Annotated in this window: 26 protein-coding genes and 1 other annotated feature (1 of these 27 running past the window's edge); of the genes, 17 read left to right on the top strand and 9 right to left on the bottom strand. The window is 36.9% G+C overall.

Annotated elements, in window-relative coordinates:
* The first annotated feature begins 51 nt into the window (after positions 1–51).
* A complete protein-coding gene (locus tag TR08_RS16010) occupies positions 52–903 on the top strand; it encodes a YitT family protein (RefSeq protein ID WP_193747763.1) in 852 nt (283 codons plus the stop codon).
* 17 nt (positions 904–920) lie between these two features.
* A complete protein-coding gene (locus TR08_RS16005; RefSeq protein ID WP_052427484.1) occupies positions 921–1,685 on the top strand; it encodes a BsuPI-related putative proteinase inhibitor in 765 nt (254 codons plus the stop codon).
* A 363-nt stretch (positions 1,686–2,048) separates the two neighbouring features.
* Here the strand turns inward: TR08_RS16005 and TR08_RS16000 are convergent, their stop codons facing one another.
* From TR08_RS16000 to TR08_RS15995, 3 genes are all read right to left on the bottom strand, one after another.
* A complete protein-coding gene (locus TR08_RS16000; RefSeq protein ID WP_045519781.1) occupies positions 2,049–2,234 on the bottom strand; it encodes a DUF3813 domain-containing protein in 186 nt (61 codons plus the stop codon).
* Between the two features lie 2 nt (positions 2,235–2,236).
* Positions 2,237–2,389 carry a hypothetical protein gene (locus TR08_RS32600; RefSeq protein WP_179158304.1) on the bottom strand — a complete coding sequence of 51 codons (153 nt, stop codon included), beginning with the start codon at positions 2,387–2,389 and terminating at the stop codon, positions 2,237–2,239.
* Positions 2,390–2,501: 112 nt separating this feature from the next.
* Complete coding sequence (locus tag TR08_RS15995) at positions 2,502–3,314, bottom strand: Cof-type HAD-IIB family hydrolase (RefSeq protein WP_045519780.1); 813 nt, start codon at positions 3,312–3,314, stop codon at positions 2,502–2,504.
* 218 nt (positions 3,315–3,532) lie between these two features.
* Here TR08_RS15995 and TR08_RS15990 point away from each other — a divergent pair, with 218 nt between their 5' ends.
* The 4 genes from TR08_RS15990 to TR08_RS15975 all read left to right on the top strand — a co-directional run bounded on the left by TR08_RS15990 (position 3,533) and on the right by TR08_RS15975 (position 6,262).
* Entirely contained in the window at positions 3,533–4,306 is a 774-nt protein-coding gene (locus TR08_RS15990) for an alpha/beta fold hydrolase (RefSeq protein ID WP_045519779.1), read from the top strand.
* 19 nt (positions 4,307–4,325) lie between these two features.
* Positions 4,326–4,634, top strand: coding sequence for a metal-sulfur cluster assembly factor (locus TR08_RS15985; protein WP_045519778.1), 309 nt, complete (start codon positions 4,326–4,328; stop codon positions 4,632–4,634).
* A gap of 6 nt (positions 4,635–4,640) precedes the next feature.
* Positions 4,641–4,979, top strand: a complete 339-nt coding sequence (locus TR08_RS15980) for a DsrE family protein (RefSeq protein ID WP_045519954.1) — start codon at positions 4,641–4,643, stop codon at positions 4,977–4,979.
* A gap of 158 nt (positions 4,980–5,137) precedes the next feature.
* Positions 5,138–6,262 carry a TIGR04053 family radical SAM/SPASM domain-containing protein gene (locus TR08_RS15975; protein ID WP_045519776.1) on the top strand — a complete coding sequence of 375 codons (1,125 nt, stop codon included), beginning with the start codon at positions 5,138–5,140 and terminating at the stop codon, positions 6,260–6,262.
* Between the two features lie 45 nt (positions 6,263–6,307).
* Here TR08_RS15975 and TR08_RS15970 read toward each other — a convergent pair whose 3' ends face one another.
* Positions 6,308–7,006: a Crp/Fnr family transcriptional regulator gene (locus tag TR08_RS15970; protein WP_045519774.1), complete on the bottom strand. Its 699-nt coding sequence runs from the start codon at positions 7,004–7,006 to the stop codon at positions 6,308–6,310.
* A 336-nt stretch (positions 7,007–7,342) separates the two neighbouring features.
* Here TR08_RS15970 and moaA point away from each other — a divergent pair, with 336 nt between their 5' ends.
* On the top strand, positions 7,343–8,359 hold the full coding sequence (moaA, locus tag TR08_RS15965) for a GTP 3',8-cyclase MoaA (RefSeq protein WP_045519773.1): 1,017 nt from the start codon (positions 7,343–7,345) through the stop codon (positions 8,357–8,359).
* 67 nt (positions 8,360–8,426) lie between these two features.
* Here moaA and ric read toward each other — a convergent pair whose 3' ends face one another.
* Entirely contained in the window at positions 8,427–9,125 is a 699-nt protein-coding gene (ric, locus tag TR08_RS15960; RefSeq protein ID WP_045519771.1) for an iron-sulfur cluster repair di-iron protein, read from the bottom strand.
* 222 nt (positions 9,126–9,347) lie between these two features.
* On the opposite strand from ric, the gene TR08_RS15955 reads away from it, so the two are divergent.
* Complete coding sequence (locus TR08_RS15955; protein ID WP_045519770.1) at positions 9,348–10,613, top strand: molybdopterin molybdotransferase MoeA; 1,266 nt, start codon at positions 9,348–9,350, stop codon at positions 10,611–10,613.
* On the top strand, positions 10,601–11,128 hold the full coding sequence (gene mobB, locus TR08_RS15950; protein WP_045519769.1) for a molybdopterin-guanine dinucleotide biosynthesis protein B: 528 nt from the start codon (positions 10,601–10,603) through the stop codon (positions 11,126–11,128). The genes TR08_RS15955 and mobB overlap by 13 nt, the downstream gene beginning before the upstream one ends.
* Before the next feature lie 154 nt (positions 11,129–11,282).
* On the opposite strand, the gene TR08_RS15945 is transcribed toward mobB, so the two are convergent.
* The gene (locus tag TR08_RS15945; RefSeq protein WP_081954513.1) at positions 11,283–11,975 is read right to left on the bottom strand and encodes a Crp/Fnr family transcriptional regulator; all 693 of its coding nucleotides are present in this window, start codon (positions 11,973–11,975) and stop codon (positions 11,283–11,285) included.
* A gap of 260 nt (positions 11,976–12,235) precedes the next feature.
* On the opposite strand from TR08_RS15945, the gene TR08_RS15940 reads away from it, so the two are divergent.
* Positions 12,236–12,415, top strand: coding sequence for a YjzC family protein (locus TR08_RS15940; protein WP_045519767.1), 180 nt, complete (start codon positions 12,236–12,238; stop codon positions 12,413–12,415).
* Between the two features lie 106 nt (positions 12,416–12,521).
* Complete coding sequence (gene clpB / locus TR08_RS15935; protein WP_045519765.1) at positions 12,522–15,116, top strand: ATP-dependent chaperone ClpB; 2,595 nt, start codon at positions 12,522–12,524, stop codon at positions 15,114–15,116.
* 49 nt (positions 15,117–15,165) lie between these two features.
* Here clpB and TR08_RS15930 read toward each other — a convergent pair whose 3' ends face one another.
* Positions 15,166–15,351 carry a YjzD family protein gene (locus TR08_RS15930; RefSeq protein WP_045519764.1) on the bottom strand — a complete coding sequence of 62 codons (186 nt, stop codon included), beginning with the start codon at positions 15,349–15,351 and terminating at the stop codon, positions 15,166–15,168.
* A gap of 207 nt (positions 15,352–15,558) precedes the next feature.
* Between TR08_RS15930 and TR08_RS15925 the strand changes: the two genes are divergently transcribed.
* Entirely contained in the window at positions 15,559–16,281 is a 723-nt protein-coding gene (locus TR08_RS15925; RefSeq protein ID WP_045519762.1) for a hydrolase, read from the top strand.
* A gap of 83 nt (positions 16,282–16,364) precedes the next feature.
* Entirely contained in the window at positions 16,365–17,177 is an 813-nt protein-coding gene (locus TR08_RS15920) for a hypothetical protein (protein ID WP_045519761.1), read from the top strand.
* Between the two features lie 48 nt (positions 17,178–17,225).
* Here the strand turns inward: TR08_RS15920 and TR08_RS15915 are convergent, their stop codons facing one another.
* The gene (locus tag TR08_RS15915; RefSeq protein ID WP_045519760.1) at positions 17,226–17,474 is read right to left on the bottom strand and encodes a hypothetical protein; all 249 of its coding nucleotides are present in this window, start codon (positions 17,472–17,474) and stop codon (positions 17,226–17,228) included.
* Positions 17,475–17,660: 186 nt separating this feature from the next.
* Between TR08_RS15915 and TR08_RS15910 the strand changes: the two genes are divergently transcribed.
* The 4 genes from TR08_RS15910 to TR08_RS15895 all read left to right on the top strand — a co-directional run bounded on the left by TR08_RS15910 (position 17,661) and on the right by TR08_RS15895 (position 22,268).
* Positions 17,661–18,593: a beta-ketoacyl-ACP synthase III gene (locus TR08_RS15910; protein WP_045519758.1), complete on the top strand. Its 933-nt coding sequence runs from the start codon at positions 17,661–17,663 to the stop codon at positions 18,591–18,593.
* A 51-nt stretch (positions 18,594–18,644) separates the two neighbouring features.
* The gene (gene fabF, locus TR08_RS15905; protein WP_045519756.1) at positions 18,645–19,886 is read left to right on the top strand and encodes a beta-ketoacyl-ACP synthase II; all 1,242 of its coding nucleotides are present in this window, start codon (positions 18,645–18,647) and stop codon (positions 19,884–19,886) included.
* 738 nt (positions 19,887–20,624) lie between these two features.
* Positions 20,625–21,428, top strand: a complete 804-nt coding sequence (locus tag TR08_RS15900; protein ID WP_045519755.1) for a DUF2268 domain-containing protein — start codon at positions 20,625–20,627, stop codon at positions 21,426–21,428.
* Positions 21,429–21,521: 93 nt separating this feature from the next.
* Entirely contained in the window at positions 21,522–22,268 is a 747-nt protein-coding gene (locus TR08_RS15895) for a YjbA family protein (protein WP_045519753.1), read from the top strand.
* A gap of 48 nt (positions 22,269–22,316) precedes the next feature.
* Here TR08_RS15895 and trpS read toward each other — a convergent pair whose 3' ends face one another.
* Entirely contained in the window at positions 22,317–23,306 is a 990-nt protein-coding gene (gene trpS, locus TR08_RS15890; protein ID WP_045519752.1) for a tryptophan--tRNA ligase, read from the bottom strand.
* A 241-nt stretch (positions 23,307–23,547) separates the two neighbouring features.
* Positions 23,548–23,745 (bottom strand) — a binding site (T-box leader) (it continues 47 nt past the right edge of the window).

The following is a 23,745-nucleotide window of genomic DNA, read 5'->3' as shown; positions in this document are numbered from 1 at the left end:
CATCCAAAAAATACAATTATCTACATTGAAATGACTCTAAAAATGAAGGAGATGGTGCTTTTGTTTTGGCTCCAAACTAAAAAAACGGTAATAGTGATTATCGGTGCATTCTTAAATGCACTTGCAATTAATTTATTTTTAGTTCCGGCAAATATTTATTCCAGTGGATTTACAGGATTAGCACAACTGCTCTCGAAAGTAATAAGTGATCAAACACCAATTAACGTTTCAATGGGTCTTTTATTGCTATTGTTAAACATTCCAGTAGCAATTTTAGGTTGGTTGAAGGTTGGGAAGTCCTTTACTATTTATAGTTTTTTTAGTGTTGCCTTATCATCTTTATTTTTAGAATTAATCCCGATTACACAGGTATCAAAAGATATTCTCCTTAATGCTGTATTTGGAGGGGTAATATTAGCAGTTGGTGTCGGAATTACCTTAAAATGGGGGGCATCAACTGGGGGTTTAGACATTATTGCGATGGTTTTATCTAGAATGAAAGATAAACCGATTGGCAGTTATATGTTTATTTTAAATGCATTTATTATTATTACCGCTGGCTTTTTATACGGCTGGGAAAAAGCTTTATATACGATTGTTTCCTTATATGCCACAACGAGGGTGATAGACGCTATCCATACTAGGCATGCCAAGCTTACAGCGATGATTATTACAAAAAAAGCAGATGAACTAAAGAAAGCGATTCATTCAAAGCTAGTAAGAGGTATCACCATGATTCCTGCTAAGGGAGCTTTTTCTAATGAAGCAAGAGACATGCTGATGATTGTTATAACCCGCTATGAGTTATATGATTTAGAACGAATTCTTGCTGAGGTTGACCCAAATGCATTCACTAATATCATTCAAACAACTGAGATTTATGGATTCTTTAGGCGTGAATAAGGAGGAGGGGGTAAATCGTGAGAGGTGTTTTATGTGTGATTTTGTTTCTTTTTCCCTTTAGTTTAAAAGGGGAAGCAATTTATGGTGAAAACGATCACCGATTTCAGTTTTCAGTAATTCCCGTTGCTGGGCAGGAGAAGGTAGAATTTGAGCTCCTTATCAAGAATAACGAGGATACTCCATTGTATTTTGAGTTTCCTACCTCACAATATTTTGAGATTTCTGTTACAGATCCATCTGGGCATGAGGTATATCGATATTCAAAAGGGCGCTTTTTTTTACAGGCATTGCAAACCATTAAAATTGACCCTCATCAAACCTATAGAAAAGTAGAAAGTTGGGATTACAGAGTGAATGGTAAAAGAGCTCCTGCAGGGCAATATACTGTTACAGCCACTCTATTACCAAGAAAACTAAATGATCAACCATTAAGTAACAAACAAACAATTGTCAGCAAAATGAAATTTAATCTTCCAGCAGAAAATCCTGTTATTAGGAATGTGAAGGTGGAAGGGAGTAGTGGCAAATATTTAATAACTGGCGATACTAAGGGGTCAAATGGAACTCTTTATTATATCGTAGAAGATGGACATGTTGAATATATTGCAGAAAAACCTATTAAAACAACCGGTGGTCAGGATTGGGAGCACTTCAAAATTGAAGTTGATATTCCTAAAGAGAAACTTTCTACCAATGGTACATTACTTTTAAATGTGTATGAGCGCAGCAGTGAAAATCAAATAAGAAATAACTATCCAGTTATATTAGAAAAGTTTTATTAAAAAGGCAATGTTACCTCTGATGATATATTGCGATTAGAACCGTGTCAAGGGCTATTGGTGACCGAGATCTGGTTTGGAATAGAGAAACTGGTCACCAATGAGAGCTATTGGTGCCCGGGATCTAGTTGGAATGGAGAAACCGGTAAACAATGAAACATCATGATTACCGAAATCAGAAGAAAAATGAAAAAGAGGTAACCATAAAGTCTTCATGTTGACCGTAATCAAACACTTTATGAATTATCGTGAGCCGTCTCATTTATTTAATACCATATTTTCACTATAAAAACTCTACAATAGTAGTTAACAGAGCCATTAAAAAAGAAAAGCTGGCACGTTTCAGTAACGTGCCAGCTTTTCCGATTATTTTAGTTGTTCAAGCTCATTTTGCATTTCTTGGAGCTGACTTTGTTCTGCGAATGTAGAATTAGCGAATGCAGAACTTAATGCATTCTTTGCCTTCGAAACCACAGAATCACGATCAGCAGGGTCGGCGGATTTCGCCATCTCAACAAATCTTCTTGCTTCTTGGAACAACAGGTTTCCCATTGTTATATTCCTCCAAGCGAGGAGTCACGCACATTGGACATTTTCTGGGCTTCCGCTTCAGCATAGGTCATGTGGTAAGGAATACGTTCATCATGCTTACTGACAGTATCCACCCCTTGCTGGACAAAGCGTTTTGATTTGTTTCGTTTACCCATTGTAATCCCTCCAATTTGGTGAGCTTGGTGTGAAGCAGCGATAGTGCCTCACAGAAATAGTATGCTCTATTGAGAGTATTTCATTTAGGTAAACAATGGTGAAATATTGCACTTATTTTAAGTTTAACAAATCTGACAAATAAATTCCGATTCCATCTTCCTCATTGGTCAGGGTTACTTCGTTTGCGATATTTTTGACTTTATCAATCGCATTACCCATTGCAATTCCATGACCTGCATATTCAAGCATTTCTAAATCATTATCTTCATCGCCAAAAGCAATAATTCTTTCAGGCGGTATGTTGAAGTACTCTGAGGCTTTTTTTAAACCAACAGCCTTGCTTAATCCAGTCTTAATAATTTCAATTACATGCCATGGTGCCGCCCAGCTGCGGTGGTCAATTACTTCTGCATGAACTTCTGACAAATGTTTACGAATATTCTTTAATTCATCTTCCTCTGTATGAATTAACAAACTTGTAGGAGAATCATTTAAATAATTTCGCAAATCACCCGTGGTTACTTTTGGATTTCCCATACTAAAAATATCTAACAGTTTTTCATCATGATAGTGTAAATAAACATCATCAATGACTTCGGCAATAATATTGTGAAAGTGAAATGAACGGCACGCTTCCACAATCTCTTTGGCCACTTTTACATCGAGAGGATCATGAAAGAAACCCCAGCTTGAATCGAGCGGGTGATGCATGAAGGCACCATTAAAATTAACAATAGGAGTGTCTAATCCAAGTTCGTGATAATATGGTTCACTGGAACGATAGGGTCTTCCCGTCGCAATCATCACGACGTGTCCTTCTTCTCTCGCTTTACTTATAACTTTTTTTGTTTTCTCGGAAATCGTTTTATCATCTTTCAATAAAGTTCCATCTAAGTCCAATGCAATTAAATGTTTTTCTGCCATATTGACTCCTTTTTGAATTGTTTTCTAAACAATAAGTCTAAGCTTTAGATAAATGGTTAATGAAATGATACACTACAACTATGAAATTTCTTTTAATGTTGAAAAGTCAAACCATTATAATTACTATGTTAACAATTTTATACCTTACCTGTAAAAAAATTCACTTCATAAGATTTTGATTTCAGATATAATTAATTTGCCCAGGAGGATTTACCTAAATGATTATCGTGGAAAAAAGTTTTCTAAATAATATTCCCTTTCTACATATAGTAAATAAAAATGTACAACAAAAGAAACTTCCGCTCGTTATTTTTACCCATGGTTTTACCAGTGCAAAGGAGCATAATCTTCATTATGCGTATTTATTAGCGGAAAAGGGATTTCGAGTCATCCTGCCAGAGGCTATGTATCATGGTGAAAGGGAGCAAGGCTTAACGGAAAAAGATCTATATAGTCATTTTTGGGGAATTGTCATCAAGACTATCCATGAATTAAACGATTTTAAGGAATACTATGTAAATGAAGGCTTAGTAGACCAGGAGCAAATTGGACTTGCGGGTACTTCTATGGGCGGTATTGTGACCTTGGGTGCTTTGACCAAATATAAATGGGTCAAGGCAGCTGTCAGCTTAATGGGGATGCCAGCTTATGAGAAATTCTCACATTGGCAGTTAGAACAATTACAAAGCCTGGGAGTTAAACTTCCTTTTACTGATGAGCAAATTGCTGAGCAATTATCTGTACTTCGTCAATATGATTTGAGTCTGCAGCCAGAAAAGCTTGAAAATAGACCATTATTATTTTGGCATGGAAAAAGAGATCCAGTGGTACCTTATCCGTTAACGTATCAATGTTATCAATCCATTAAGGATGAGTATGAAAAATCACCAGGAAATATTCAGTTCATAACCGATGAACAGGCTGATCACAAGGTTAGCAGAGAAGGTTTAAAAGCAACGGTTGAATGGTTCGAGAAACATTTATTAAAATAAGAAAGAGGAGTGATTATAGATGAATGAAGAATTAAAAGAGAATATTATGGGTGCGTTAGAACTTGTAATAGATCCAGAATTAGGTGTAGATATTGTAAATTTAGGGTTGGTATATGATGCTGAGATGGATGATGAAGGAAATGTAACCATAACCATGACTTTAACATCAATGGGCTGCCCTCTTGCTGGAACAATTGTCGACCAAGTAAAAAGAGCGTTAGCAGATATTCCTGAAATAAAAGAGGTCGAGGTTAATATCGTGTTTAACCCGCCATGGAACAAGGAAATGATGTCTCGTTATGCAAAAATTGCATTAGGAATTCGGTAAGGAATGATGAAAAACAAGATAATTTTAGTTAGTTCAAACCAACTAGGCCGTGGTGACCAAGTTCTAGGTGAAAACATACTTGAAACCTATTTTACCTTAATGAAACAAAGAGAAGAACTTCCTGCAGCTGTATTTTGTATGAACAGCGGTGTGCTGACTATGACCGAAGATTCCTTCGTATCTGTTCATTTAAAAGAGCTTGAAGAAAAAGGTGTAGAAATCTTAGCCTGTAAAACTTGTGTTGACCATTATAAAGTGGAAGAAAAATTAACGGTCGGTAAAATTAGCGGAATGGCTGATTTTATTAACTTATCAGCTAAATATGAGGTTATAACTATATCCTAGAACAGCAGAATTTCTGCTGTTTTTTTTGACTTCACAAAGTGGACATATAATTTTGTAGGTAATGTGAGGTAGTTCACTTATCCATAGTGGAATCCCCTATATAATACAGGTAATAAGGCTGTTTGGTTTTGAAATGGCCGTTTTAGGAGGCGTTTCATATGGCTTTTGGCCGAGATTTTAATAAAGATCCATTTATTGTAATTTGGGAACTTACACGTGCATGTCAGTTAAAGTGTTTGCACTGTCGTGCAGAAGCCCAATATAAAAGGGACCCACGCGAGCTATCATTTGATGAAGGAAAGAACTTAATTGATCAAATATACGAAATGAATAATCCCATGCTTGTCTTTACTGGTGGAGACCCATTAATGAGACAAGATGTTTTTGATATTGCAAAATATGCAGTAGAAAAAGGCGTTAGAGTTTCCATGACACCAAGTGCGACACCAAATGTTACAAAAGAAGCAATTGAAAAGGCGAAAGAAGTTGGTCTTTCCCGCTGGGCATTTAGTATCGACGGGCCAACAGCTGCGGTTCACGATCACTTCCGGGGAACAGCAGGTTCCTTTGACCTTACAATGGAAAGAATAAAATATTTGCATGAACTAGAAATACCGATTCAGATTAATACGGTAATTTCTAGATATAATATTGAATACCTTGATGAAATGGCAAAAATGGTTGAAAACCTGGGCTGTGTACTGTGGAGTGTCTTTTTCCTTGTCCCAACAGGAAGAGGCCAAGAATCTGATATGATATCTCCAGTTGAGCATGAGAAGGTATTTAGATGGTTGTATGACCTAAGTAAACGAGTTTCTTTCGATATAAAAACCACTGCTGCTCAGCATTACCGTCGTGTAGTTATTCAGCAAAAAATGCGTGAAGCAAAAGAGAAGACGGATGAAATCAATTATTTAAGTGCCTTAACAGAACAAGGCTTAACAGGATCGATTGATGGACTTGGACGAGCACCAAAAGGTGTTAATGATGGAAATGGTTTTGTATTCATCTCACATATAGGAGATGTTTACCCAAGCGGATTATTACCAGTTAAAGCTGGAAATGTCCGCGAACAGCCGTTAGCAGAAATTTATCGTGAATCACCAATTTTCCAATCACTAAGGAATCCAGATCTCTACAAAGGGAAATGCGGTGTATGTGAATTTCGTCATGTATGTGGCGGTTCTAGGTCAAGAGCTTATGCGATGACAGGGGATTACTTAGAAAGTGAGCCGTTCTGCGTTTATATCCCAAAAGCATTAAGAGAAAAACAAGTTCAGTAAATAAAATAAAAATGGAAGCAATCATGATTGATTGCTTCCATTCTATTATTCAATGCTGCAATATACAGCTGGACAATTTTCACAGCCGATTTCATCTTTTAAAAACTGAAGATCTAAAATAGAGATTTTCCCTTTTTTAATATTGATGATCTTATCTTTTTTCAACTCACTTAGGATACGGTTTGTGCTTTCTCTCGAAGTTCCGCAAAAGTTTGCAAGTTCCTGGTTGGTTAACGGTAAATCAATTAATATTTCATTTTCCTTATGAATACCATAGCTATTAGACATTCGAATTAACGTAGAGAAAAGTGCTCCTCGTTTTCCATTTAAGACTAGGTCACGAAATTTTGTCTGTGTTTTACGGAAATGGTCACTCATCCATTTCATAAACTCGAAAGCAAGCTTACTATTTTGGAAAATTTCACTTTCAATCACATCTTTTTTGATGGCAACGATCTCACCTTCCTCTAAGATTTTTGCACTTAATAAATATCTTGGATTGTCAGTAAAAAGCGTTAATTCTCCACAAATATCATTTTCTCCACATATTCTTAACGAAAGTTCACGTCCATCTGAAGTAATTTTACTGATTTGAACTTTACCAGAAACAATAATATAAAGTTCTTCGGCGAGCATTCCTTCTTGAAATAAATAGGTTCCTCTTTCACTTTTAATTTTCCGATCTGCGAATTTGAGTAATTCTTTTATTTCTATTGAATGGGTAGGTTTTATTTTAGCTAACATTTTTTTCACCTCAAAGCCATAGTTTGTCTTAGACTCTTTTTCTGGATTCGTTAGTCTTATTTTAACTTAGGTTTTGACATTAGATAGGAGTAAACAATGACAATACAGTGAAAACTTATCGGAATATCTTAAATGAGGTATAGAAATATATTATAATTCGTTTATCTTGTGACGATATTTTTTTAGTGAATTTCTAACTTTTAATAAATCTACAATAGGTACGTTAAAAAATGTCAAAAGAAATGTTAAGATAGTGAATAAAGTAACAGTATTTTTTACAAATAGTTGGTACACTTGTTATATAATTCGCTTTTGAAAATAATGGAGTTGATATTAATGGAAAAGACCATTATTAAAGATAAACTGGATCGTCCTTTACGTGATTTAAGAATTTCGGTAATTGACCGTTGTAATTTCCGTTGTCAATATTGCATGCCTGCAGATCAATTTGGTGATGATTTTGAATTTCTGCCAAGAAGTGCGCTGCTGACATATGAGGAAATTGAAAGAGTAGCAAATGCTTTTGTTAGTGTAGGTGTGGAGAAAATACGTCTTACGGGCGGTGAACCACTACTTCGCAAAGATCTTCCGATTTTGGTTAAAAAGCTCTCTGATATTGATGGGTTAAAAGACATAGCTTTAACGACAAATGGAGTCCTTCTTCCCAAACTCGCGGATAGATTAAAAGAATCTGGTCTGAAAAGAGTGAATATAAGCCTTGATACCTTAAATGATGAACTGTTTGGTAAAATCAATGGACGTGGTGTTGGAACCCAGCCGGTCCTAGATGGGATTGAAGCAGCTAAGAAGGCTGGACTCAGGGTTAAAATCAACATGGTTGTTAAAAAAGGTCTTAATGATTCGGAAATAATCCCGATGGCAGACTTTTGTTTGAAAAATGGCTTGGAGCTTCGGTTTATTGAATATATGGATGTAGGTTCATCAAATGGCTGGAAAATGGATGATGTTATCACAAAAAAACAAATTTATCATCTACTAAAAGAGCACTATCAATTAGAGGCTCTTGATCCAGCTTATTTTGGTGAAGTTGCAAAATTATATAATTATAAAAATACAGACGTTAATGTAGGGTTTATTACTTCTGTCTCAGAGTCATTCTGCAGCAGTTGTACACGCTCTCGACTTTCTGCAAATGGACAATTTTTTACTTGTTTATTTAATGGAAATGGTCATGATATCCGTAACTTTATGAGAAACGGTGCAACAGATGAAGAATTAAGAAACCGAATCACAAATATTTGGGATGGTCGAAATGACAGGTATTCAGATGAAAGAACAGAAGAATCCGCAAAAAACCGCAAGAAAATCGAAATGTCCTATATAGGCGGTTAACCTCTCTTTCTCGAAAGAGAGGTTTTTTATAGAAAAAAGAGGCTGTTTTGGCAGCCTCTTTAAATATTTAGAAATATCTAGGGAATAGGATGTTATTTTCAAGATGTACGTGCATAAATGTAAGTCCTTCTAAGTCTTCTAGTCGCTTATACACTAAACGATACGTTCCACAAGCATCTAAAGGTAGAGCGTAATCAGAAGTTACGGCTCGAATCTGTCTTAGAATTTCGCCTGCATGATCATGTTCTTTTTCAAGTTCAACAATCATGTTGATAGCGTCTTCCCGATTTTCTACAGTACCATCAGCAAGTTGTTTAATTAATGGAAATACAACTGCTTCCTCTTTAGCCATATGCTCCATTAATTCTTTTTTGAATTCATAAAATAGCTCATAAACAGTTAAAAGCTCTGGATGGCTGTCACCATGCACACGAGAAACCTTGGTAACATAAGGGCTAAGTAGTAATAATTCCTCTTCAGATGTACGGTGATAATGGTTGATAACATGATCAATAATGGTAGTTGAATCTGATTTAGTCCAAACCTCTAAGTCAGTTTCAGTTGAACTATACTTTTCAAATACTGCTTTTAATTCATCCATCAGTGCTTCTTCATTTAATCCATTTGCTGCAATTGCCTCGGATAATGGAATATTACCCCCGCAGCAAAAGTCGATTCTGAATTTCTTGAAAACATCACTCGTTTTTGGCAGCTCATTCACGATATCTTTAACCAATGTATTTGTAGAAAAAGGGAAAGTAAACATATTTTCCTCCTAAGATTTTTGTTAGTTTCGTATTTCTATCTTAAGGATAAGGTATTCCTCAAAAAAAAGGGGTGACCTGAATCACACATTTAATATGATTTAACACTTTTTTGTTTAATGGTGTGATGTTTGCTATATTAGTGACTTTTAGATAGGCTTATAATGAAATATGTATCATCTAATTTATTTAAATTTGATTCGTTTCTTGCAGGAGTGATGGAATTGTTAGAAAGAAGAAAACCAATCCCGATTGGGGATGCAGTTAAAAAAATAATGGAATATCAGCTAAATGGTAAAACAGAATATGTATCAATCGATGAGAGCTACGGCCGCTTTTTATCAGAAGACTTAATTGCTACGAGTGACGTCCCTCATTTTGATCGAGCACCTTATGATGGTTTCGCTGTCCGGTCTAAAGATACAAAGGAAGCTTCAATCAATAATCCAGTAGAATTTATTGTGGTTGACCATATTGGTGCGGGAATGACGTCCTCTAAGATAATTAAAGAATACGAAGCAGTTCGAATTATGACAGGAGCAATGATGCCAGAAGGAACAGATGCAGTTGTCATGTTTGAAGTCGCAAAAGCATATGACAAAAATGGGACACCATTTATGTCGATAAAACGAAGCTTTAATAAGGGGGACAATGTATCCTATCGAGGCGAAGATGCCAAGGAGGGTGAAATCTTAGTAAAAAAGGGAACATTAATAAATCCAGGTATTCAAGCGATGCTGGCTACATTTGGCTATCACCAAGTTCCTGTTGCTAGAAAACCTATAATTGGGCTGTTTGCGACTGGAACAGAATTACTGGAAGTGGATGAAGAATTGGTACCTGGTAAAATCCGCAATAGTAATTCACATATGATCGCTGCTCAAATACAAAGAACTGGGGCAATTGTTCATTATTATGGTAAGCTTCCAGATGTATTTGAAACATGCTTTACAGCAGTAAAAAACGCGTTAGATAAAGTAGATATTCTTATTACAACTGGTGGAGTCTCTGTTGGAGATTTCGATTATCTCCCTGCAATATATGAAAAGCTAGGTGCTGAGGTTTTATTTAATAAAGTTGCGATGAGGCCTGGAAGTGTCACGACAGTAGCACAATTTCAAGGGAAACTACTCTTTGGTTTATCAGGCAATCCTTCTGCCTGCTATGTTGGGTTTGAGTTGTTTGCACGACCAATTATTCGTAAAATGCTGTTTTCTACTACTCCTCACCTTCGAAAAGAAAAAGCGGTGCTTGAGGTTGATTTTCCCAAAGCTAACCCATTCACAAGATTTGTACGCAGTGCATTTTCCATTAGAAATGGCAAATTAAGTGCGACACCAAGTGGATTAGACAAGTCCAATATTATTATGAGTCTTTCAGGAGCTAATTCCTTGATGATTCTTCCTGGAGGAACAAGAAGCTTTAAAGCAGGTGATGAGGTTGAAATTCTCTTGCTTGAAGACCAAGATGGCAGTGAATGGCCTTGGTAAAGCCAGTAATCTATCAGGTAGTTGGATACCAAAATAGCGGTAAAACCACTTTTTTATTAAAACTGATTGAAGTATTAAAAAATGAAGGTATAAAGACGGTTACCATCAAGCATCATGGGCATGGAGGAAGACCAACAGTTCCCCAAAAGGACTCAGCTAAGCACCTTGACGCAGGAGCAGTTGCTGCTTTGGTTGAAGGAGAAGGCAGGCTGGTTCTGCAAGCAGATAATTCCACTTGGACTCTTAATGAACAAATTAGATTTATGGATTTTTTTCGCCCAGATATTATCTTGATTGAGGGACATAAAATGGAGCCGTACCCTAAATTACTCATTCTTAGAGATGAAAACGATTTTTCTCTTATACCCAGGGTAACTAATATTAAGGCAGTTATTATCTGGAATAATGATTTAATGGCTGGCGTTCGGGAGCATTTAGAAGTTCCATTATTTCATATTTCTGAGGAAATTGCGGTGACAGAGATAGCAAAAGAATTAATAAAAACTTGTTCATAAGGTTGTTGGGAAAAATTAATAATATTATCAAAAATGTTACCTTTATCACTGTAGAAGAAACATATTTCCGTTAAAATACAAATTGGGGATTATATGTTTGTTAAATTATTTAAGTAGAGGTAAAAAAAATCGGTCAAGTGACCGATTTTTTTATTTAGTCTATTTTACAGATTTCTGTAGAACAGTCCTCACAATCAATTTCATACTTTAGATAATCTAAGTCATGGATTGTAATAGAACCTTTATCAATCGAAATAATTCCTGTTTTTCTTAAATCACTTAGCAATCGATTGACTACTTCACGTGATGTTCCGCAAAAATTAGCCAGTTCTTGATTCGTTAACGGCAATTCAATAAGGATTCCTTGATTTGTTTTTATGCCGTAGCTGTTAGTAATTCGAATAAGTGTAGAATATAACGCACCTTTTTTACCATGCAGGACGAGGTCTCTAAATTTAGTCTGTGTTTTCCGATACTGCTGACTCATCCATTTCATGAATTCAAGCGAGAGTTCATGATTCTTGGCAAGTTTATCCTCAAGAACATCCTTCATAATAACAGCCACTTCGCCGCTTTCAGCCACGCGGGCACTTAATAAATATTTGGGTGCTGGAGAAAATAAATCAAGTTCCCCAATAAAGTCTCCTCTTGAACACATTCTTAGTGTAAGTTCCCTGCCATCTAGAATAATCTTGCTAATTTGAATGATTCCACTTTGGACAATATATAATTCATTTGCAGTCGAACCTTCTTGGAACAGAAAAGTGCCTTTTTCAATTTTCTTCATATGGTGAACCGTATCAAACAGTTGTGTTAACTTTACAGGTATTTCTTTTATTGACTGCATAAGTATAACCACCTTTAAAGGGGCGAAATAAATCGCTAATTTGCTTTCCTAAATAAATGACAGTCAAGGTTTCATTTACTAGATAATACTATAATTATATTGTTAACAAAGCATATATATCAATAATTGTGGCATAAATTCATACAATCGTCAAAAATAATCCTCCTGATTGAAATGCTGGTATAATTTCATAATTATTCCTTTAATGACCCTAGATTAAATGGAAATAATAATGATGTACATGAAAAGGAGGGACAAAAATGGGGCAAAATCGTCAGTTTAGATCAGGACAAAAGGCACCAAATAATGGTGTATATATAGAAGTCGGCGATACAGGTGATAATGTAAATAAGCCAAAGAAGATAAGGCTAAAAGCAGGAGACACCTTTCCTGAAACGTCAAATGACGAACGCATTTGGACTTACCAGCGTAAACCTTAAATCATTCGAAAAAGTCATCCCCTTGGATGGCTTTTATTTTATATTTGTTTACATACTCGTATATAATAGAATCAAATAGGTCAAAAAAGGTCAAAGGGGTGGGAATATGGATTTAAATCGAATGACAGAGCGAATGCAAAAGGGTATTTTGGATGCACAGTCATTAGTAATAAAAAGCAACCATCAAGAGGTAGACGAACTCCATTTATTTTTAACACTTCTTCGTCAGGAGGAGAGTTTATTAAAAGCTATTTTAGAAAAAGCCGATATCCGAACGGAAAGTGTTGAAAAAGCATTACAGTCAGCCCTAGATAAAAAGCCGCAAGTTACAGGAAGCGGTGCTGAGCATGGGAAGTTATATATCACATCCAAGCTGCAACGACTTTTTGTAAGTGCTGAGGAATTTGCATCCAAATTTTCTGATGACTTTATTTCAATTGAACATATTTTATTAGCTGCTTCCTATACGAAAGATTCTGAAATGCAGAAGATATTAAGGTCAAATGGAAAAACCGCGGAATATATTTTGTCCGCAATTAAGGAAATTAGGGGGAACCAAAGAGTGACATCACAAAATCCTGAAGCTGTTTATGATGCACTTAATAAATATGGGAGAGACCTTGTAGCCGAAGTGAAAGCAGGCAAACTCGACCCTGTCATTGGAAGGGATGCAGAAATCCGTCATGTCATTAGAATATTATCTAGAAAGACTAAAAATAATCCTGTATTAATTGGTGAACCGGGCGTAGGGAAAACAGCGATTGTTGAGGGGCTGGCCCAGCGTATTGTAAGGAAAGACGTTCCAGAGGGTTTAAAAGAAAAAACCATTTTCTCATTAGACATGAGTGCGTTAATTGCAGGGGCTAAGTTCAGAGGTGAATTCGAAGAAAGATTAAAAGCTGTATTGAACGAAGTGAAAAAAAGTGAAGGACAGATTTTGTTATTCATTGATGAGCTTCACACGATTGTAGGAGCAGGAAAAACAGACGGAGCTATGGATGCAGGGAATATGTTAAAACCAATGCTGGCTCGTGGGGAGCTTCATTGTATTGGGGCTACAACCCTTGATGAACATCGTAAATATATTGAAAAAGATCCTGCACTGGAACGTAGATTTCAGCAAGTCCTTGTTCAAGAACCTAATGTAGAGGACACGATTTCCATATTGCGTGGTTTAAAAGAAAGATTTGAGGTTCATCATGGGGTAAAAATACATGATCATGCTCTCGTGGCAGCAGCAACATTATCTGATCGGTATATAACCGATCGCTTCCTGCCAGACAAAGCAATTGATCTAGTGGATGAAGCATGTGCACTTATTCGAACTGAAATTGACTCCATGCCGACAGAGCTTGATGAGGTTACACGTAGAGTGATGCAGCTGGAAATAGAAGAAGCAGCCTTGAGAAAAGAGCAGGATGACGCTAGTAAAAAAAGGCTTGAGTCACTTCTAAAGGAGCTTGCTGAGTTAAAAGATCAAGCAAATAGTTTGAAGGCTATTTGGCTGCATGAAAAACAAGGAATACAAAAATTGCAGGAGAAAAGGGAACAACTTGAGAAACTGCGAAGAGAGTTACAGCAGGCAGAGGATAAATACGATTTAAACCGTGCTGCAGAGCTTCGTCATGGTCAGATTCCATTGGCAGAAAAAGAATTGATGGAGCTTGAATCAGCCACATTGAATAATGAACGGTTACTTCGCGAGGAAGTTACCGGAGAAGAGATATCGAATATTGTTTCAAGGTGGACAGGAATTCCTCTTTCTAAGTTGGTTGAAGGTGAACGGGAAAAACTCCTGCGATTAGAAACCATATTACATGAACGGGTAATCGGGCAAAATGAAGCGGTACAATTAGTTGCAGATGCTGTTTTACGGGCACGTGCTGGGATTAAGGACCCGAACAGACCAATAGGATCATTCCTCTTCTTAGGACCAACAGGGGTAGGAAAGACAGAACTAGCTAAAGCGCTGGCAGAGGCATTATTTGATAGTGAAGAGCAAATGATTCGCATCGATATGTCGGAATATATGGAAAAACACGCTGTTTCTAGGCTGATTGGAGCACCTCCAGGTTATGTGGGTTATGAAGAAGGTGGACAACTAACTGAAGCCGTCAGAAGAAGACCTTATTCCGTTATTCTGATGGATGAAATTGAAAAAGCCCATCCAGAGGTATTTAATATTCTCTTGCAGGCACTTGATGATGGAAGAATTACAGATACACAAGGACGAATAGTAGATTTTAAAAATACAGTCATTATCATGACCTCCAATATTGGCTCTCATTTCTTGCTGGAACGAAATGAAAATGAAGTTGAAATTTCAGAGGCGACGAGGGAAAAGGTTCTTGGACAACTAAAGAGTCATTTCCGACCTGAATTTTTAAATAGGATAGATGAAACGATTCTATTTAAACCTTTATCGTTAACAGAAATAAAAGATATTGTAGTCAAAATGATGAAGGAACTTCAAAGTAGACTAAGGGAACAGGATATTGAAGTAACAATTACGGACAGTGCGAAAGAGTTCATCGCTGTAAATGGCTTCAACCCTATTTATGGTGCAAGACCATTAAAGAGGTTTATCCAACGAAATATAGAGACAAAACTTGCAAGGGCCATCATTGGAGGAAAAGTTCACAATCACTCTGTTATAAGCGTTACAACTGAAAATGGAGAATTAACAATCTCTATTGGTTAAGGTAATTAAAAAGGTCATCCAGTTTATGGATGACCTTTCTTAATTCTATTTAGTGTTTCTCTACAGGTTCATTTGGAAGTACTGCCGTTGCAATTACAATCAAAATGAAAACACCAACAGAAACAATTGCACCTGAATTGAAGTCGAAAACTCCACCTTCTGTCATAGAACTAACTACATATGAAAGCATTTGCACTAAAACAAACACCCAAAAAAAAGTCCAAAAATATCGCACTATCTTTCACCTCTACCCTATTTATCATCTCTAATAATATTACCATATGCTTTTGAAATAATAAACGCAAAAATTGAAAACACCCTTTGTCGGCACTTTAATGATAAAAACACTGGTTCCTTGAGGATACAATAGGCTATATTCCCTTTCATCTCTTGTGAAATCACATACAATATTTTGAGGAAATATGTAAAAGGAGATTTAGCGATGGAGAACCGGAATTTTCAGATGGATACCCAGTGGAATATCATCCATTACCCGGAAAAGCCCACAGGTTTTGGAATTTTAATAATTGGAGATGAAAGGCATTTTGTTGACGAAAGCATATGCTTTTGGACTCAGAATGAAGGTAAACTGGCCATTATCAACCAATTGAAAGAATCAGGATATACTATATTTTCCTCAAATTTGTATGGGCGAAACTGGGGAAGTGATCATGCTGTAGAGCTTGCACAAAGGCTGTATCAGCAAGTAATAAGAAGTGAAATTCTTAATAATAAAGTTCATCTAATAGCCGAGGGAATGGGAGCTCTTGTTGCCATAAGGTTAATGGAGAAGATGAAGGGACAATTAAGGTCAGTTGTTTTAATAAATCCCATTCTTTCATTAAAGAAACATATCGAACTTGAAAAGGAACACAAGTTTTTCTATAAAAAGTTAATGAGAGAATTATCAACTGCCTATAAGATGGACCAAGTCACACTAGAGAAAGAACTTCAAAATATGGAAGATGAAGTTAGATTGGATAGGGATATTCCAATAAAAATTATCCATGTTATGTTTAGCGGTAAATCATATAATCAATCAAAACAGCTGCAACAATTATTTACAAATACCAAAATTAGTCCAACATATATTGTTCCAGAAAAAAAGCAGCAGCTTGGAAATATGATGAAAAAGTTTTTCAATCAGTTTGAGAAGGTGCTATAAATACATCCTCCCCTTAGAAAGATATATTTCTTAATGAAACCGCATAGGATTCATTAAAGAACCATGGGGAGGCAGGAATAGTAATGGACAAGGTCGTTATTGTTGGAGTATTTGACTTTGTAAATTTTTATATATGCAAAGCATTACTTGATGAAGGGATTGAGGTCAGGGGAGTACAAATTGAATCAGAGGATACTGGGGATATTCTAGTGGAGAAAAGATTAGAAATCGGACGAAATGCTAACTTTACTGAGATTTCATTAGGGGATATTTCAAATGATTCATACGAAAACGAGACGATTGTACTCTCAGTTTACGACCTTTATATGCGATATAAGGAAGGATACTTACTAAACGAAGATATGTTAATCAATTTAATAAGTAAGAACCATTGGGAACAAATTGTTATTCTAGTTCCAAGCCAATTGTTATCAAATGTAATTGAATCAAAGGCTGAAGTTGTTATCGATGATTTCATAAAAAGGACCAGAGCCCAGAATAAAGATATCCAATTGCTCTATTTACCTACTATATTTGGACCGTGGCAGCCTGATACCTTTATGTTTCAACATTCTATTCTAACTGATATGAATAGGGAGAATGCATTTAAAGGGCTGCGGGAGGAGACAGGAGACGCCCTGTTTATTGATGATACAGTGAAATCGATAATAGAAATAATCGAAACCAAGGAGCCGGGAAGATTCCTACTCCAAAGTGGAAAGAATAATCAATGGGATTTATGTGCAGTCTTCCTTGGATTAAACAAACAAGGCATAAACGACCGAATTAAAGAAATAAAGGATGAGGATTTAACCAAATCAATCGTTAATAGTACCGTTCCTATATCTGTTGCGTTGACTATGCAAATAGACCATGCCCACCGCTTAAATAGGTGATTTTTACCGTGTAATTAATAGAAAAAAGCTGCCGATTATCAAGGCAGCTTATTTTTTCTTCAAAAATTGTTCTACATAAGGATAAACCATTTGTATTAATGGTTTTAAATTTTGGGAGGAATCCTTCAGTTTTACTATGTTTTCTATGATTGATTCTACATCAAATGTTGATGGTTTATTATTAGGTACCCCACGGTGATTGTGATTATGTGGCATAGCCCCATTTCGATCACCAAACATAAATTTTGAAAAGCGGTCATTCTGACTATGTGTTTGACCCTGTCTTTTCTTTTCCATAGTCCAGCCCCTCCTTTTTGTATGATTTCTCCATTTAGAATATGAAGTTTATGAACAAATGGTATGGACATAAGTGGGGGTATGGTTGATTTAATTGTTGCTTAATTATACTTTCATTTGATAAAATTAGTACCAAGTCATAATAATTGATAATAAAAATGATTATTTATATAAGGAGATGATTCCTTGAACGCTGGAATTGTTGGAATTGGAAGGTATTTACCTGAAAAGGTAGTTACAAATGCAGATTTAGAAAAAATCATGGATACATCAGATGAATGGATTCGAACACGAACAGGGATTGAAGAACGTCGTATCGCAGACGATAATACTAAGACTTCTGATATGGGGCTTGCCGCTGCTCAAAAAGCAATTGAAGACGCCGGAATCACTCCCGAAGAAATCGATTTAATTTTGGTTGCAACCGTAACACCTGATCTACCATTCCCTTCCGTCGCATGTATGCTTCAAGAACGATTAGGAGCTAAAAAAGCAGCGGCAATGGACGTTAGTGCTGCCTGCGCTGGCTTTATGTACGGTATCGTTACTGCGAAGCAGTTTGTTGAAGCTGGAGTTTACAAGCATGTTTTGGTAGTGGGTGTTGAAAAACTTTCAAAGGCAACCGACTGGAATGATCGAAACACTGCAGTCCTATTTGGAGACGGTGCGGGTGCAGTTATCGTTGGAGAAGTATCTGAAAATAGAGGGATTCTATCCTTTGAATTGGGTGCAGATGGCACTGGTGCTAAGCATTTATATCAAGATGAGTATATTATCATGAATGGACGGGAAGTCTTTAAGTTTGCGGTGCGCCAGATGGGTGAAAGCTGTATTAATGTTCTCGAAAAGGCTGGGCTGACAAAAGAAGATGTAGATTTCCTTATCCCTCATCAAGCCAATATCCGTATTATGGAGGCTTCTAGACAAAGGCTTGAGCTTCCGGTAGAAAAAATGTCAAAGACAGTTCATAAATACGGAAATACATCTGCTGCTTCTATTCCGATTTCGCTTGTTGAGGAAATAGAGGCTGGGAAAATTAAAGACGATGATATTATTGTTATGGTTGGTTTTGGCGGCGGATTAACTTGGGGCGCCATAGCGATTAGATGGGGTAAATAAAGGGAAAATAGTTTAGTATACAATGAAGTTGTATGATAGGAGATGTCTAAAATGAAAAAGCGTAGAGTAGTGGTTACAGGTGTAGGAGCGGTTACCCCGCTTGGAAACGATGTTGAAACGACATGGAAAGGGATTATTGAAGGGAAATCTGGCATTGGACCTTTAACAAGAGTGAATGCAGAGGAGTATCCTGCAAAAGTTGCCGCACAGATTAACGACTTTAATCCAGAATCCTTTATGGATAGAAAAGACGCAAGAAAAATGGATCGCTTCACTCAGTATGCCGTTGCAGCAGCACTGATGGCTGTTGAGGATGCAAAGCTGACCATTACTGATGAAAATGCCAATCGTGTTGGAGTGTGGATTGGTTCCGGCATTGGCGGAATGGAAACATTTGAAGAACAATATGAAATCTTTCAAAAAAGAGGATACCGCAGGGTTAGTCCATTCTTTGTACCTATGCTGATTCCTGATATGGCAACTGGTCAAGTTTCCATTACTCTTGGAGCAAAAGGATTTAACTCTTGTACAGTAACAGCATGTGCAACAGGAACTAATTCAATTGGTGACGCTTTTAAAGTAATTCAGCGTGGCGACGCTGATGCGATGATTACAGGTGGAGCTGAAGCACCGATCACGAAAATGTCGGTAGCTGGTTTCTGTGCGAATACAGCTCTCTCTACAAATCCAGATCCGAAAAGTGCTAGCAGGCCATTTGATAAAAATCGTGATGGATTTGTCATCGGTGAGGGCGCTGGTATCATTGTTCTTGAAGAGTTAGAACACGCATTAGCCCGCGGTGCAAAAATATATGCTGAGATTGTTGGCTACGGTGCAACGGGTGATGCTTATCATATAACTGCACCAGCCCCTGGTGGTGAGGGCGGTGCACGCGCGATGAAAATGGCCATTAACGATGCCGGACTAAATTTTGAAGATATCGATTATATTAATGCTCATGGAACTAGTACTGGGTATAACGATAAATTTGAGACGCTTGCAGTTAAGGAAGTTTTTGGAGTGCATGCATATAAGCTGGCAATAAGTTCAACCAAATCAATGACCGGCCATCTTCTTGGAGCTGCAGGCGGTGTTGAAGCAATCTTTACCGTACTTGCTATGAAAGATAGCATTATCCCTCCAACCATTAATTATGAAACAGCAGATCCAGAATGTGATTTAGATTATGTTCCAAATGCTGCCCGTCAAAAAGAAATTAAAGCCGCAATGAGTAACTCGCTGGGCTTTGGCGGTCACAATGCAACGATAGTATTTAGAAAATATGAAGGATAAATGGCTTGACCAGGAACGATCCTGGTCGGCTTTTTCTTTTTGGCTTTGTTAACATTTATGGTTGTATTTGATAAATCCGTGAGTGATAGCCGACAGGCTTTCCCTGTTTTTGTATGATTACAGTGCCAATTGCCTTTATAAGTGACCGGTTTTTCTATTCCAACAAGTTTACGGTCACTCATAGCCTTTATAAGTGACCGGTTTTTCTATTCCAACAAGATTACGGTCACTCATAGCCTTTATGAGTGACCACTTTTTAAATTTAAACAAGATTACGGTCACTCATAGCCTTTATGAGTGACCACTTTTTAAATTTCAACAAGATTACGGTCACTCATAACCTTCATGAGTGACCACTTTTTAAATTTAAACAAGATTACGGTCACTCATAGCCTTTATGAGTGACCACTTTTTAAATTTAAACAAGATTACGGTCACTCATAGCCTTTATGAGTGACCACTTTTTAAATTTAAACAAGATTACGGTCACTCATAACCTTCATGAGTAACCACTTTTTAAATTTCAACAAGATTACGGTCACTCATAGCCTTCATGAGTGACCACTTTTTAAATTTAAACAAGATTACGGTCACTCATAGCCTTTATGAGTGACCACTTTTTGAAATTCAACAAGATTACGGTCACTCATAGCCTTCTTTATAGTGGAAAAACCAAACCCGAACCTCTTTTCATATTATTCATAAATTATACAAAATGATAAAGTATGGAGTGAGGAAATGGGCATCATTCGAACGGATAAATGGCTGGAGGAGGAGTTTGATCGTCCAACAAAAATATGCGAAAAGCTGCTCCCTGATTTCAAGGGGCTTAGTGCTCCCAAAATATATAATCAATTAACTGATTTTGGAATGTATCGAGCATCTAGAATGACCAAGGAAATTTTCAAATCGATGAAGGAAAACTTGGTTTGGGAAGAAGTGGAATGGATTTTTCAGATTTATAAAAAGAAATGGGGAGGTCCAGATATTCCCATCTACCTTTTTCCAATCGGTCAAGATAGAAGTCTTTTTTCCAGACAAGAAGAAAAAGTTAAAGGTGGAGTGTCATACCCGGATAAAATGTTTTTATTTCTTTCGAATCGCATAACCTCGAAAGAGTTAGAGGCATTATTTGTCCATGAATACCATCATATTTGCAGGTTAAATAAACAAACTAAAAGATTCGAAGATTATACATTGCTGGATTCAATCATTATAGAAGGGCTTGCAGAATACACTGTTTTAGTTCATTGCGGGAGAAACTATTTAGCTGACTGGTGTAACATGTATACAGACACTGAATTGAAAAATTTATGGGACGAATATTTATATGACCATTTGGAATTAAAAAAAAGTGAAAGGAAACACGATGATTTATTATTTGGGTCAGGAAGGGTACCCAAATTACTAGGATACGCAGCTGGTTTTAAAATTGTTGAAAATTATTATCAAAATAATCATTATTCTCTAAAACAATCCTTTACACTATCTGCATCGAAATATGCTGAGCATAGCTTTACTAAAAAAAGCCGGAAAAAATAGGCTTTTTTTTTATACATTCCATCTAAGGAATAAATTAACTTATGTCTGCCCATACTGATTGACAAACAGTTTCTTGAAGTGAGGGGTTGTACAATGTTGTATCTTCATGATGTATGGGTAAATTGGTTTGAAGGTGAAGAAAACGGATATAATGTCTGCCACTTTCATGAATGGCGCAAAGATGACGGTGTAGAGCTGTTAGACCAAGCTCCTTTGTTAAAAGTAGAACCGATTCTCTTTAACTATATTGAGAACGATCTCTCAGAATTACCTCAACAGCTTCTAGATGATATTTTTCAAAAGGCATACTTAAGAAAAAACCACGAAAGAATTCAACTTGATTATTGCTTTGTAGTTACAGATGGAGTTGGAATACTAGTAATTGATACAATCGGATACTCGATACCGATTAGAAAAAGCAGGCTCATTCCGAGACAAGAGCAGCTAGTATACGAAATGATTGCCAATCATGAGGCAAAACAATATCATTTTCAAAAGAATTCAGTGGATAAGGATTTTCATATTTTATCACCTGAGCCTGAATTGATGACTGGGCTTACGCGTAAAGAGCGTCAGCTAAAACAGCTGTTATTTATGGCACTTGATCAATTACATACATCTAAGAACGAAGCAGAAGTGCGCTATTGGTTTACTGAATGGTGCCCAGAGCGCTACTTAGCTATTCAGGAATTAAACTTTGAGAATGCATGGCTGCAGTTGTTTGAGGAAACGAAATATGGTTGGTCTAGACGACATGAAACATTTTGTGAAAATTTAATAAAGGGTCAGCCATTTTTTGAAAAGCTATGGGAAATGGAGCACGGACCTAAAGTAAATTAAAAAGCCGGTCACGAAAGATAGTTATAGATCTTTCGTAACCGACTTTTTTTATCTTCTTTTTCTTCCTAATCCCATGGCATTTTCCATTTTCTTAAGTGTCCTGCTAGCAACTTGATTCGCCTTTTCAGCACCTTCATCCAAAATCCTGTCTAGTTCACTGGATTCCATTAAGTTATTATATTTTTCTTGAATCGGCCCAAATACATTAACAACTACTTGTGCTAAATCGCCTTTGAAATCACCATATCCTTTGCCATGATACATTTCTTCAAGCTCTGGAATTGTTTTGTTACCAAGAATGGAATAAATGGAAAGCAAGTTAGAGATTCCAGGCTTATTGATTTTATCAAATTTAACAATACCCTCAGAGTCTGTAACAGCACTTTTTATTTTCTTCGTAATTTGGTTTGGCTCGTCTAATGGTGTAATAAAAGCTTTCTTATTTGGATCAGATTTGCTCATTTTCTTTGTTGGTTCCTGTAACGACATAATCCGTGCGCCTACTTCAGGAATGCGAATATCTGGGATCGTTAAAACATCCCCAAACTTGTTATTAAATCTTTCAGCTAAATCTCTTGTTAATTCCATATGCTGCTTCTGATCTTCACCAACTGGGACTAGATCAGTATTGTATAAAAGAATGTCAGCAGCCATTAAAGGCGGATAGGTTAATAAACTTGCGGAAACAGCATCTTTTCCAGCTGACTTATCTTTAAATTGTGTCATTCTCTCTAATTCGCCTATATAGGCGATACATTGCATCATCCATCCTGCTTGAGCATGAGCTGGAACTTCTGATTGGATAAACAAGGTAGCCTTCTGTGGATCAATGCCAACGGCCAGATAAAGGGCTGCCAAGCTGCGGATGTTTTTTCTAAGCTCTAAACGATCCTGTGGGACAGTTATGGCATGTTGGTCGACGATGCAAAAATAGCAATGATAATCATTCTGCAATTCTACAAACTGCATCATTGCCCCAATATAATTTCCAAGTGTAATCGTACCACTTGGCTGAATTCCTGAAAAAATTGTTTTCATGACCAATATCCTCCTATTTTTCTATAAATAAGGCTGTGTTAATCTTGTCTGTTGCTTTCCGCTCCAGGCCCTTCGCTTTCCGCGGGTACTAACCGCCTCCTCGGCGCTAAAGCGCCTGTGGGGTCTCCCCAGCCCTGTCCTCCCGCAGGAGTCTTCGTGCCTTCCGCTCCAATCAACAGAGTGTCAAAATTCAATCATTAGCATTAACACAGCCATAAAAAAAACCATTCATCCCCACAACGATAGGGACGAATGGTTCGCGGTACCACCCTAAATTACTCAAAAGAGTCACTCAATTCCAAAACTATCTTGATTTGATAGTCAGGTATCCTTATAACGCAAGGGTACGTCTTTTCCTACTATTTCAATAGAAGTTCGGAAAAGAAGCTCAAAAGTCCATTCGGTATTTTTCCGTGTTTGTTTTCACCAGCCACAAACT

This window comes from Neobacillus niacini, from assembly GCF_000759675.1.
GTDB classification, from domain to species: domain Bacteria; phylum Bacillota; class Bacilli; order Bacillales; family Cytobacillaceae; genus Neobacillus; species Neobacillus niacini_A.
This window is presented reverse-complemented; position numbering and strand designations above follow the sequence as displayed.